This is a genomic window from Formosa sediminum (assembly GCF_007197735.1).
GTDB classification, from domain to species: Bacteria; Bacteroidota; Bacteroidia; order Flavobacteriales; family Flavobacteriaceae; genus Formosa; species Formosa sediminum.
The window spans coordinates 710,583-722,587 of record NZ_CP041637.1; the positions used below are offsets into that span (position 1 = coordinate 710,583).

The window sequence follows — 12,005 nt, forward strand, 5'->3', positions numbered from 1 at the left end:
TGAATTTTCAAACTCATTGAGAGACCAATTTAATTAAGTTTTCTTAATGTTTTTCAATAAACAACAATCAAATTTAAAAACAAACAACATTTGTATAATTGGCACACTTAATTGTATATCTAACAACAAAAAGGTATAAAAAATAAATTAATAAAAAAAAATTTACGTAAATTTAAAAATAACTAATAAAAAAAATTGCTTTATTAAGATTATGATTGAAGCTGTTATTGTTGATGACGAAACCAAAGCCATACAAAGTCTAACCTGGGAATTAAACAATTTTAAGAACCATATTAAAATTATAAAGACTTTTACATCTCCAGAAGACGCTATTAAATACCTAAATAAAACGCCACCAGACTGCCTGTTTTTAGATATACAAATGCCTACTATGGATGGATTTCAGTTTTTAGAAAAACTAAAAAACAGAAATTTCTCTGTTGTAATTACTACCGCATATAACGAGTATGGTATACAAGCTTTAAAGCACGAAGCAATAGACTATTTATTGAAACCAATAGATTCTGACGACTTAGAAGACTCTATACATAAAATAAAAAAGTACCATTCAAAATTGAATAAGACAGCACAAATAGAAGATATATTAACCAAATTTAACACTAAATACAACAATAACAGAATATCAATTAATACCGATGGTAAATTAATTTTTGTAGACATAGATGATATTCTATTTGTAGAGTCTGATGGAAATTACAGTACAATCTCCTTAATAGATAATCAAAAAATTGTACTTACAAAAAAGTTAAAAGAAGTCAATACAATATTACCTGAACATGTTTTTTTTAGAATACACAATTCATATATTGTAAACTTAAACAAAATTAAAGAATACATTAAAAATGAAGGCTACGTCTTGATACAGCCTAACCATAAAATACCTGTGGCTAGGCAACGGAAATCAGATTTTTTAGAAAAAATATAGTATGCAAAGACAATACTCCTACACAAAAAAATCAATTGTATCTACTACCTTTCTTCTCTTTGGAATCGTCCTCTTATTATGCTTTCAAACTATTGCGGCACAAAATATAGAATTAGATTCTATTTTTATTGAGCGCGTAAAAGTCACTTTAAAAAACAAGCCTAAACATTACAATGCATTAGAAACTATTTTTTTTAATGATAAGCTAGATGTTTTAAAAATGGAATATGTTAAAGATCAAGCAACATTAGACCAATATCCTGAAGCAACGTGCTATGCTTTAAATGCACTAGGAACACTAAACCGTAATAAATCACTTTACTCATCTGCGATAACATTCCATAAAAGCGCTTTAAAAGCAGCCACAGAAGCAGATAATGATGTACTACAAACCATATCCTTAAATTTAATAGGTGTGGTTTACCGTAGGATGGACTTAGTTAAACCTGCATTAGATTATCATAAAAAAGCATACGATTTAGCTTACAAAAGACTAAAAGTAAATCCCGATTCTGAGCTTAAACACAGTATGGCTGTATCTAGAAACAGTATGGGAAACATTTATTTAGTTTTAAGACAGTACGATTTAGCCTTAAAACAGTTTGAAAAATCTTTACTCATTGAAACTACAGGCCAAAACAAATTAGGACTTGCCATAAACTATCAAAATATTGGTATTGCTCTTGAGCATAAAGGCCAATTAGAAGAAGCTTTAAAGAACTATAAAATATCTTTAGATTACAATAAACAAATTAATTCTAAAATGGGTTATGTAATTTGTAATAACGCCATAACTCAAATTTATATTAAACAAGAAAAATACAACCAAGCTCTAGCCTTAAATACTCAAACTCTAAAAGAAGCAAAAGTATTAGGAGACCAATATTACCTAGCAGAAGCTTATATTCTCTTAGGTCAAATTCAAGAAAAGCTTAATGAAGATGAAAAGGCTGAAGCAAATTTAAATACTGCCTTAGAAATTTCAAAAACATACGATTTAAAAACATTTACATCTCAGTCACTCTATTACTTATCCAAAATATATAGTAAATCTGAAAATTACAAATTGGCGCATTTATACTATAAAGAAAGTAAAGAAATAGAAAATAGTATTACCAACGACAGGAATTTAAATTATGTAAATGATTTAATTATACAATATGAACATGAATCTAAAAACAATCAGATTCAAGAATTAGCCGATGAAAATGAAATAGTTCGCAACAAATTAGAGCGAAATAAAAAACTTTTTTGGTACACGGCCATTTTAATTTCATTGTTTACAACCATGATAATCATTATCATAAGGCACAGGCAATTAAAACAAGAAAAACAGATTATAACCTTAGAACAAGATATGCTGAGGAGCCAAATGAATCCGCATTTCATCTTCAACTCTTTAAATTCAATAAAACTTTACATTATAAATAATGACAAAGAAAAAGCGGTATATTATCTCAATAAATTCTCTAAATTAATTCGAAAAATTCTAATTGCTTCAACAGAAAAAGAGATGACATTAGAGGATGAATTAGACACCATGCAACTTTATATAAATATAGAAAATATAAGGTTTGAAGACGAAATACAATTTAACATTCACGTCCCTGAAAACATAGATACAAAATTGATTAAAGTCCCTTCTTTAATTTTACAACCGTTCCTAGAAAATGCTTTATGGCATGGTTTGTCTTCTAAAAAACACGATCGAAAAATAGACTTATATGTTTCTAGAAAAGGCGAAGATTACATAAACATCTCTATTATAGATAATGGTATAGGAAGAATTGAGGCTGATAAAATAAATAGCCTGAAAATTTTAAAACGAAAATCTGTAGGAATTGCAATTACAAAAGCACGTTTAGCCAACTTTTCTAAACGGTTTGCTAAAGATTATAAATTTGAAATTGAAGATTTATACAACGAGAAAGACAGACCTAAAGGCACAAAAGTTATATTACAAATCCCTATTTCTAAAACAAACACTGCTTAATTTTTACTTTAATGTTTCGGCAACTTTCTCTAATTCTAAATACCAATCTTCACCAAACTTTCTAATTAAAGCTTCTTTTACAAACTTATAAATTGGAACTTGTAATTCTTTTCCCAGAGAACAAGCATCATCACAAATATCCCAACGCTCGTAATTTACTGCAGAAAACTCCGTAAATTCTTTTATTCTAACAGGATATAGATGGCAAGAAACTGGTTTTTTCCAGCTTACTTCACCCTGATTATAAGCCTCTTCAATAGCACAAAGGGCAGTACCTTTCTTATCGAAAATAACATATGCACAATCTGCACCATCAATTAAAGGCGTTTCATAATCCCCAAAATCTGTAGTAATATACGTCCCTTGGGCTTCAATAGCTTCGATGCCTTTTCTTCTTAAAAAAGGCTTTACTTTGGGGTAAATCTCTTCTAAAATTTCTACTTCCTTACTATCTAAAGGAGCTCCAGCATCGCCATCAATACAACACTGTCCTTTACACGCAGACAAATTACAAAGAAAGTTTTTCTCTATAATTTCTTCTGACACTATGGTTTTACCTATTTGAAACATGCTGTAAAAATAGGCAAACTTTATATTTATTTATTATACATAGTATATTTTAATCCACTACTTTTGCGCAAAAATTAAACCTTTATTGTAATGCAATTTAATATTAAAGAAATATTCACCGCTTTTATGATTCTTTTTGCCGTAATAGACATTATAGGAAATATTCCTATTGTGATTGATTTACGTAAAAAAATGGGACACATTCAAAGCGAGAAAGCATCTATTATTGCAGGTACTATTTTAATAGTATTTTTATTTCTAGGAAATAGCATCTTAAAACTTATTGGTATTGATGTAAACTCTTTTGCTGTTGCAGGGTCGTTTATTTTATTTTTTATTGCCTTAGAGATGATTTTAGGTATTACGCTATATAAACAAGAAGAACAATCTGCAGTTACAGCAACTGTTTTCCCTTTAGCATTTCCGTTAATTGCAGGACCTGGTAGCTTAACAACTTTGCTATCTTTAAGAGCAGAATTTAAAACAGAAAATATAATTATTGCTGTTTTATTAAACGTTATACTTATTTACATTGTATTAAAAACATCGTCTGCAATTGAGCGTATAATAGGACAAACAGGAATAAATATAATTCGTAAAGTTTTTGGTGTAATCTTATTAGCTATTGCAGTAAAATTATTTGCCCATAATATTAAAGCCTTATTTATATAATATGAAAATACTTTCCATCATACTCTCGGTAATTGCTATTGCGCTAATTGTATTTAATGCTACTCAAATAAATTTTGAAGATCCTTTTGGTGACGAAGGCATCGTTGCTTTAATTACCATTATGGCTTTATTATGTGCTTTGGTACTATTACTTATATTAAATACTTCTAAAAGTATTGAGAAGAAGTTTAAAAACCAGAAGTAAATCTTTAAAAGATTATTGTTGCTTTAATCATTTTGGTGTTGTTTACTTAATTTAATAACTTCTTTAATCATGTTATTATCGTTATTAAACACTTCTGTATATGCTCCTTTACCGTATAATTGATCGGCTATAGTAGCTTTTAAATACAGCTTAACCTCATCTTGATAAGCACTAAATGAAATGCTGGCTAAGGTTCTTAAGTTTAAATAATCTTCAAATTTTAAAACTAAATTGTCACTTACACTAAAGCTATCTACAAATGTTTGTCTGATGTAATCGTCATACAGATGACGATCTTTTTCTAATTCTTCAAAAATAAAATAGCTTATTAAACCTCGTTGTTCTAAAAATGAAAGTGTTTCATTTTGTGTCCCTGAATTCAATGGGACAAATACATCAGGAATAATACCTCCGCCACCATAAACAACTTTACCTTTAGGTGTGGTAAACTTTAAAGAATCGGACACTTTAATTTTATCAGGATCTAAGAGTTCGCCGCTCTCTAAACGCTCAAAATACTCATCGTAATAATCTTTATTTCCATGACTGTAAGACCGTTGTATAGAGCGCCCTGTTGGAGTATAGTATCTAGAAACTGTAAGTCGCACAGCACTACCATCTCCCAATTCCATTTCACGCTGCACCAACCCTTTACCATAAGAACGTCTACCAACTATAGTGCCTTTATCGTTATCTTGTAAAGCTCCAGCAACAATTTCACTAGCAGACGCGGAGTTTTCGTTTATTAGCACATAAACTTCTCCTGTTTCAAAATCGCCTTTTTCTGTTGCAAAACTCTTATCTATATTACCGCGTTTATTTTTTGTAAAAAGTATAAGTTTTTCATCTTCCAAAAACTCATCTACAATTTGCTCTGCTACGGTTAAAAACCCTCCAGGATTATCTCGTAAATCGAGTGTAATTTCTTTAGCTCCTTTAGTCTTTAAATCTAGTAATGCTGTTTTGAATTCGCGGTAAGTAGATTCGGCAAACCGATTTATCTTAATATAACCTAAGGTCTCGGTAAGCATATAACTAGCATCTACACTTTTTATGGGAATAATTCCTCTAGAGACATCAAAATCTAGAATTTGATCTGTATCTTTTCTGTATACTTTTAAATGTAATTTAGATCCTACTGGGCCTTTTAACCGCTGTACAATATCTACATCATTTATAAATTTCCCAAATAAAGAATCGCCATCTGCAAAAATAATACGATCACCTCCAAGTATACCTACCTTATCGCTAGGTCCTCCATCTACAGTTCTAATCACCGTAACAGTATCTTTATAGGTATAAAAATGAATGCCAATACCAACAAAATCGCCTTTCATATTTTCAGCCACTCGTTCCATATCTTCTTTTGGGATATATACAGAATGTGGATCTAAATTTTCAAGAATGCCATTTACCGTAACATCTACAATACTATCGGTATTCACATCGTCTACATACTCATAATCAATATAATCTATTAAACGATTTAGCTTTTCTTTTTTACTATTAGAGGTAAATAATCGATCAGAAGTATCAGAAAAATTTAATTTTCCACCAATACATATCCCAACCGCGATTGCGGCTCCAACAATTAAGGGTAAATATATTTTATTAACTGTCATTATGCGGATAAATCTTCGATATATTCAATCTGGATGCCAGCTTTTTCTAAGAAGTCTAAACCAGAATTATCTTTGTATTTCTGGCAGTATACTACTCTTACAATTCCTGCTTGATGTATTAATTTACTACATTCTTTACAAGGTGAAAGTGTAATATATAACGTAGCACCTTTGCATGATTGTGTAGACGCTGCAACTTTTAAAATGGCATTAGCTTCGGCATGTAAAACATACCATTTGGTGTAACCATCTTCGTCTTCACAAAAATTATCAAATCCTGTAGGTGTCCCATTATAACCATCAGAAATAATCATTCTATCTTTAACAATTACGGCTCCTACTTGTTTGCGTTCGCAAAACGATAATTTCCCCCACTCTCTAGCTATTCTTAAATAAGCTTTGTCGTACTTAAGTTGCTTTTTTTTCGACATTAAAAACGATTAAATTTTGGTAAACTTGTTTACATTACAATTATAGTCTAACAAGTCTTATTCATATTTGGCAGTTAATTTATATAATATTAAGCACCTAGCTAACGAAGATAACGTGTTCGTGTATTAATTACAATGGCTGATCGTTAAAATTTTTAGAAATTATTAAGCAATTAATTCATTTTCTATAATCATTGGTATAACCAATCCCATTACAATAGCCGACATCACTAAAACCCAATCGCGTTTAGAGAAATTAAATACGGTTTGCATAAGAAAACTAAAAAATAGTACAACAAATACAATAATAATTTGAGCGGCTTCTATACCTAATGCAAACTCTAACAATGGTAATAATTTATTGCTAGAACCTCCTATTAGTAAGTGAAACTCTCTAGCAAAACCTAACCCATGAATAATTCCAAAAAACAAGGCTGAGAAAAATAACAATCCAACACCTTTTTGATTTGTTTTTCCTGCCGTAAAAATATTAAAAAGTGCCATTACAAAAATGGTAATCGGAATTAGCAACTCGACTAAAGCTCCATTTATTTTAACAATGTCATACGCAGCTAAAACTAAAGAAATGGTGTGTCCTAGTGTAAATAGGGATACCAAAATTAAAACACGCTTCCAATCTTTAAACACATATGCAACTGTAAGCACTAATAAAAATAATACATGATCGTAACCATTTATGTCTAACACATGATTAATACCATATTGAACATAAAAAAGGAAATCATCCAGCATAATTTTTAGATTTAGAAAGGTTATTTGATTAAGTTATTCTGAAAAATTCAGGGCATAAATTTATAAAAAAAGAAATGACTAAGCTCGGATATACTCTGCAATTTGCTATGTAAATTAATAGTATTAAAATTATAGATTAACAAACCGAGGACAAAGAAAGAAAACCAGAAGCTAAACACATAATAAACAACAAATTAACCTCTGTATTACGCACTCTATATGCAGTTTTGTTAAAATATTAAGTATCCCATCAAGCACCTTTTACGTACTTGATCAGTGCCTGATAGGGATATATAATAAAAATTCTTAGCTATTCTGTAACGTTAAAAATGGTCTTAACATTGTATTCCTTCAATACTTTAACAATAATACTTTAAAATTCAAGTTTTTAAAAACATATTACTTTAAGTTCTAGAACTAATTTTAATTTGATTGTATCTGCATCAAAAACAAAGAAATCGTAAAACTGTTTGATTTTATGTTTTTTGTTCTAATTTTGTTTAGATTCGGCAATGAGGTTTGCCTTAACCCGTTCTTATAAACTAATGACTTCTAAAATTATAGGCGTCTAAATTATACTAGCACCATTTACATTAAGTAATCATGACTTTTGAAAATTTTAAAAAAAAATTAACCTCATTAGAACAAATCCCTTCATTATATTACCTTATTAAATGGCTTATAATTTGCACATTCTTAGGGCTAGTTGCAGGAAGTTTTTCTGCATTTTTTCTTAAAAGTTTAGAATGGGCCACAACTTATAGAGAAGCTAATATTTGGATTATTGCTTTACTACCAGTTGGTGGTTTTATAATTGGAATTACATATCATCTATTCGGAAACAGTGTTGTAAAAGGAAACAATTTATTGCTTGAGGAGTTTCACTCTCCAAAAAAAGTAATTCCTTTTAAAATGGCACCTTTAGTGCTTTTTGGAACTGTAATTACGCATTTATTTGGAGGCTCTGCAGGTCGGGAAGGCACTGCTGTACAAATTGGAGGCGCTGTAGCCGACCAATTCACAAAAATTTTTAAACTTAAAAACAGCGATCGTAAAATTGTACTAATAGCTGGGATTAGTGCTGGATTTGCATCGGTATTTGGAACTCCACTTGCTGGCGGAATTTTTGCTTTAGAAGTATTAATTCTTGGCCGAATTCGCTTAGATGCTATTGTTCCAAGTTTTCTAGCTGCAGTACTTGCTAACTATTTTTGTGAAATTTGGAACATTCATCATACTCATTATCATATAGACGCTGTGGCAGATATGAATCCTGTTAATTTACTTTGGGCGATATTAGCCGGAATTATATTTGGTTTAGTAGCCATGTTATTTTCTAAATCTACACACTTTTGGTCTAATCTTTTTAAAAAATTCATTAAATATCCACCATTACGGCCTACTATAGGTGGTATAATTTTAGCTATTATTATTTATAGTATTGGCACTACAAAATATATTGGATTAGGTGTGCCAACCATAGTAGAGTCTTTTACTTCTCAAATGAACTCTTACGATTTTTTAGCGAAGCTCTTATTTACCTCATTCACTTTAGGAGCTGGCTTTAAAGGCGGTGAGGTGACTCCTCTATTTTATATTGGTGCAACACTAGGTAATGTTTTAATTTGGTTTATTCCGCTACCAATGGGACTACTAGCAGGCATGGGATTTGTTGCTGTTTTTGCTGGCGCAACCAACACACCTATTGCTTGTACCGTTATGGGAATAGAATTATTTGGTATAGAAGCAGGTGTATTTATAGCCATTGCATGTAGTGTTTCCTACTTGTTTTCCGGACATACAGGCGTATATACATCCCAAATTATAGGAAGCCCTAAAAATGATAGTGTATTTCAAGAAAAAGGATTTACGTTATCTGAAATTGACGATAAAAGACATCAAACATGAATTCCCTAACCACGATAAGAATATATTTTGAGTACGGTAAAAAACAAAAACATGTCCCTTTTTGGAAAACACTACACGAATCTGATTATGCCACTATAATTCTAAAGAAGGCAAAAGCAGCAAACTTAAACCAGGTGTTACATTTTAATGTCTCAAAAGGATATTTTAATAGTAAAAAAATAAACTGGGGACTTGGTGATGTTCAGCATTTTAAACATCCACAAATAATAGAAATTACAGATACTCCAGAGCAAATTAATTGGTTTTTAGAATCTGAAAAAGTGTTTTTTGAAGATACTTCTATATACATTATTAAAAACGAAATTTTATTAAAACCCTAGACCATTCAAACCTTTACATCTTTAAAACTGGTTTATTAATGTTACATTAACCCACAAAAACTAGTTTTTTATGTATTTTTGAAACTTATAATTACAATGCTTTTATGAGTAAAGAATTAAAATATGCTGTATTTGGTGCAGGTAGTTGGGCTACCGCTATTGTAAAAATACTTTGTGAAAATCTTGACGAAGTAGGTTGGTACATGCGTAGTGTTTATACTAAAGAACATTTATTAAAAGAGCAACATAACCCTAATTATTTAAGTTCGGTAGAGTTTAATACAGATGAACTTATATTAAGTAACGATATAAACGAAATTGCGAATTACGCAGACCTATTAATTTTTGCAATTCCTTCTGCCTTTATGCAGAGTGAGTTAGAAAAAATAACCATAGATATCTCTAATAAAATTGTAGTTTCTGCGGTTAAGGGTATTATTCCTGAATCTGGCTTATTAGTTGGCGAACACTTTCATAAAGTTTATAATGTATCGTTTAACAATATTGCAGTAATTGCTGGGCCTTGTCACGCAGAAGAAGTAGCATTAGAGCGTTTATCTTATTTAACTATTTCTTGCGCCGATTCTAAAAAGGCGAAAGCTATTGCTAAAAACTTTTCAAGTAATTATATTAAAACTAAAATTAGCGACGATGTTATTGGTACAGAATACGCAGTTATGCTAAAAAACATCTATGCTATTGCTGCCGGAATTGCTCATGGTTTAGGCTATGGTGATAATTTCCAAAGTGTATTAATGAGTAATGCTATTAGAGAAATGAAACGCTTTATTAAAAAGATGCATAAAATGAAGCGCAACATTAATAACTCTGCATATTTAGGCGATTTATTAGTTACAGGATACTCGGTCTTTTCTAGAAATAGAATGTTTGGAAATATGATAGGTAAAGGCTATACCGTAAAATCTGCACAGATGGAAATGAGCATGGTTGCTGAAGGATATTACGCTACAAAAAGTGCACAATTATTAAACGATAAGAATGCGCGTAAAACCAAGCTTCCAATAATTAATGCCGTTTATGAAATTTTATACGAAGGAAAAGATCCAAAAAAGACGTTTACTAAACTCACCGATAAATTAGATTAGAAATCGCGCTAATATCTATTTTACCAAAACGCCTTTAACACCCATTGTTGGTATAGGCTGGCAAGCTTTTTCGTTTATGGTATTGGCTTTAAAAACAAAAGATTTATCGAACATCTTATTGCCTTCGAAGAACGAAACTTCAAAGGTATTTACCAATGCGAGCACTTCGTCTTGAAGGTACTCTATTTTAGCAAAACTTTTTGCCGGAAGCGCCTCTAGTTTATGGCGCATTACAGCAGTTTTTTTATCTTTAGACAGTCCTTTAGAGACAATCAAAATCATCTCTAAATCAACGTCTTTATCATTTATAATATAGGCATTCCATTCGTATACATTTAGGTCTTTATTAAAGACTTTTACAGCTGCAATATAAACACCTTCAACCTTTGGAATCTCAATATCTTTCTTCATATATTTATATGGTAGACTTAAATTGTTCTAAGAAACGCACATCGTTTTCACTTAATAAACGAATGTCATTTATTTGGTGTAATAACATTGCAATACGGTCTATTCCTACTCCAAAAGCAAAACCAGAATACACTTTAGAATCTATTTTACAATTTTCTAAAACATTAGGGTCTACCATACCACATCCACCAATTTCTAACCAACCGGTACCTTTAGTTATACGGTAATCAGACTCTGTTTCTAAGCCCCAATACACATCAATTTCGGCGCTTGGTTCAGTAAACGGAAAGTAAGACGGACGTAAACGAATTTTTGATTTTCCGAACATCTCTGTGGTAAAATACTGAAGCGTTTGTTTTAAATCTGCAAAGCTTACATCTTTATCTATGTACAACCCCTCTACCTGATGAAAGAAACAGTGAGAACGTGCCGAAATGGCTTCATTTCTGTACACACGCCCAGGAGAAATTGTACGAATTGGAGGTGCATTATTTTCCATATAACGCACTTGAACAGAACTGGTATGTGTTCTTAATAATACATCTGGATTGGTTTGTATAAAAAACGTATCCTGCATGTCTCTTGCTGGATGATATTCTGGCAAGTTTAGTGCAGTGAAATTATGCCAATCATCTTCAATTTCTGGACCTTCACTTACATTAAAACCTATGGTTGAAAAAATATCTATTATTTGATTTTTTACAATTGAAATCGGATGACGTGCACCAATAGAAATAGGTTCTGCTGGTCTAGATAAATCGCCATAAATTCCTTTTGCCTCTTCATGACTTTCTAACTCTGCTTTTAAAGCTTCTACACGTTCTTGTGCTGTGTTTTTTAGCTGATTAATAACTTGTCCGAATTCTTTCTTTTGGTCGTTAGCAACGTTTTTAAACTCAGCAAAATATTCGTTTAACAATCCTTTTTTACCTAAGTATTTAATACGGAATGCTTCCACTTCGTCTTTAGACTGTGCTTTAAATGCTTCTGCTTCAGCAATAAGTTCTTTTATTTTATCAATCATGATATTCTTTCAAAAATGAATGC

At 31.0% G+C, this 12,005-nt stretch carries 13 protein-coding genes and 1 riboswitch; of the genes, 7 read left to right on the forward strand and 6 right to left on the reverse strand.

The annotated features are described in order from the left end of the window. The first annotated feature begins 211 nt into the window (after positions 1–211). The gene (locus tag FNB79_RS03190; protein WP_143379925.1) at positions 212–946 is read left to right on the forward strand and encodes a LytR/AlgR family response regulator transcription factor; all 735 of its coding nucleotides are present in this window, start codon (positions 212–214) and stop codon (positions 944–946) included. 1 nt (position 947) lies between these two features. Continuing rightward, positions 948–2,939: a tetratricopeptide repeat-containing sensor histidine kinase gene (locus FNB79_RS03195; RefSeq protein WP_143379926.1), complete on the forward strand. Its 1,992-nt coding sequence runs from the start codon at positions 948–950 to the stop codon at positions 2,937–2,939. A 3-nt stretch (positions 2,940–2,942) separates the two neighbouring features. Here FNB79_RS03195 and FNB79_RS03200 read toward each other — a convergent pair whose 3' ends face one another. Next, complete coding sequence (locus tag FNB79_RS03200; RefSeq protein ID WP_143379927.1) at positions 2,943–3,509, reverse strand: DUF3109 family protein; 567 nt, start codon at positions 3,507–3,509, stop codon at positions 2,943–2,945. A gap of 90 nt (positions 3,510–3,599) precedes the next feature. Here FNB79_RS03200 and FNB79_RS03205 point away from each other — a divergent pair, with 90 nt between their 5' ends. After that, on the forward strand, positions 3,600–4,181 hold the full coding sequence (locus FNB79_RS03205) for a MarC family protein (RefSeq protein ID WP_143379928.1): 582 nt from the start codon (positions 3,600–3,602) through the stop codon (positions 4,179–4,181). Position 4,182: 1 nt separating this feature from the next. Then, positions 4,183–4,386, forward strand: a complete 204-nt coding sequence (locus tag FNB79_RS03210; protein ID WP_143379929.1) for a hypothetical protein — start codon at positions 4,183–4,185, stop codon at positions 4,384–4,386. A 23-nt stretch (positions 4,387–4,409) separates the two neighbouring features. On the opposite strand, the gene FNB79_RS03215 is transcribed toward FNB79_RS03210, so the two are convergent. From FNB79_RS03215 to FNB79_RS03225, 3 genes are all read right to left on the reverse strand, one after another. Next, positions 4,410–6,008, reverse strand: coding sequence for a S41 family peptidase (locus tag FNB79_RS03215; protein ID WP_143379930.1), 1,599 nt, complete (start codon positions 6,006–6,008; stop codon positions 4,410–4,412). Then, entirely contained in the window at positions 6,008–6,439 is a 432-nt protein-coding gene (locus FNB79_RS03220; protein WP_143379931.1) for a deoxycytidylate deaminase, read from the reverse strand. The genes FNB79_RS03215 and FNB79_RS03220 overlap by 1 nt, the downstream gene beginning before the upstream one ends. A gap of 165 nt (positions 6,440–6,604) precedes the next feature. Beyond that, positions 6,605–7,192, reverse strand: coding sequence for a HupE/UreJ family protein (locus FNB79_RS03225; protein ID WP_143379932.1), 588 nt, complete (start codon positions 7,190–7,192; stop codon positions 6,605–6,607). A 499-nt stretch (positions 7,193–7,691) separates the two neighbouring features. Then, positions 7,692–7,754, forward strand: a riboswitch (Fluoride riboswitch). Between the two features lie 41 nt (positions 7,755–7,795). Between FNB79_RS03225 and FNB79_RS03230 the strand changes: the two genes are divergently transcribed. The 3 genes from FNB79_RS03230 to FNB79_RS03240 all read left to right on the forward strand — a co-directional run bounded on the left by FNB79_RS03230 (position 7,796) and on the right by FNB79_RS03240 (position 10,547). Continuing rightward, the gene (locus FNB79_RS03230) at positions 7,796–9,100 is read left to right on the forward strand and encodes a voltage-gated chloride channel family protein (protein WP_143379933.1); all 1,305 of its coding nucleotides are present in this window, start codon (positions 7,796–7,798) and stop codon (positions 9,098–9,100) included. Beyond that, positions 9,097–9,441: a hypothetical protein gene (locus FNB79_RS03235; protein WP_143379934.1), complete on the forward strand. Its 345-nt coding sequence runs from the start codon at positions 9,097–9,099 to the stop codon at positions 9,439–9,441. Before FNB79_RS03230 ends, FNB79_RS03235 begins: the two co-directional genes overlap by 4 nt. A gap of 104 nt (positions 9,442–9,545) precedes the next feature. Next, positions 9,546–10,547 (forward strand): NAD(P)H-dependent glycerol-3-phosphate dehydrogenase, encoded by a 1,002-nt coding sequence (locus FNB79_RS03240; RefSeq protein ID WP_143379935.1) that lies wholly within the window; start codon positions 9,546–9,548, stop codon positions 10,545–10,547. Between the two features lie 15 nt (positions 10,548–10,562). Here FNB79_RS03240 and FNB79_RS03245 read toward each other — a convergent pair whose 3' ends face one another. Next, positions 10,563–10,958, reverse strand: coding sequence for a hypothetical protein (locus FNB79_RS03245; RefSeq protein ID WP_143379936.1), 396 nt, complete (start codon positions 10,956–10,958; stop codon positions 10,563–10,565). Between the two features lie 4 nt (positions 10,959–10,962). Continuing rightward, complete coding sequence (pheS, locus tag FNB79_RS03250) at positions 10,963–11,982, reverse strand: phenylalanine--tRNA ligase subunit alpha (RefSeq protein WP_143379937.1); 1,020 nt, start codon at positions 11,980–11,982, stop codon at positions 10,963–10,965. Positions 11,983–12,005 lie beyond the last annotated feature (23 nt).

Bases quoted from the DNA above. Each gene is read 5' to 3' on its own strand.
- FNB79_RS03220 (WP_143379931.1), bottom strand. From the start codon at position 6,439: ATGTCGAAAAAAAAGCAACTTAAGTACGACAAAGCTTATTTAAGAATA.
- FNB79_RS03240 (WP_143379935.1), top strand. From the start codon at position 9,546: ATGAGTAAAGAATTAAAATATGCTGTATTTGGTGCAGGTAGTTGGGCT.
- FNB79_RS03235 (WP_143379934.1), top strand. From the start codon at position 9,097: ATGAATTCCCTAACCACGATAAGAATATATTTTGAGTACGGTAAAAAA.
- pheS (WP_143379937.1), bottom strand. From the start codon at position 11,982: ATGATTGATAAAATAAAAGAACTTATTGCTGAAGCAGAAGCATTTAAA.
- FNB79_RS03190 (WP_143379925.1), top strand. From the start codon at position 212: ATGATTGAAGCTGTTATTGTTGATGACGAAACCAAAGCCATACAAAGT.
- FNB79_RS03210 (WP_143379929.1), top strand. From the start codon at position 4,183: ATGAAAATACTTTCCATCATACTCTCGGTAATTGCTATTGCGCTAATT.
- FNB79_RS03215 (WP_143379930.1), bottom strand. From the start codon at position 6,008: ATGACAGTTAATAAAATATATTTACCCTTAATTGTTGGAGCCGCAATC.
- FNB79_RS03245 (WP_143379936.1), bottom strand. From the start codon at position 10,958: ATGAAGAAAGATATTGAGATTCCAAAGGTTGAAGGTGTTTATATTGCA.
- FNB79_RS03200 (WP_143379927.1), bottom strand. From the start codon at position 3,509: ATGTTTCAAATAGGTAAAACCATAGTGTCAGAAGAAATTATAGAGAAA.
- FNB79_RS03205 (WP_143379928.1), top strand. From the start codon at position 3,600: ATGCAATTTAATATTAAAGAAATATTCACCGCTTTTATGATTCTTTTT.
- FNB79_RS03195 (WP_143379926.1), top strand. From the start codon at position 948: ATGCAAAGACAATACTCCTACACAAAAAAATCAATTGTATCTACTACC.
- FNB79_RS03230 (WP_143379933.1), top strand. From the start codon at position 7,796: ATGACTTTTGAAAATTTTAAAAAAAAATTAACCTCATTAGAACAAATC.
- FNB79_RS03225 (WP_143379932.1), bottom strand. From the start codon at position 7,192: ATGCTGGATGATTTCCTTTTTTATGTTCAATATGGTATTAATCATGTG.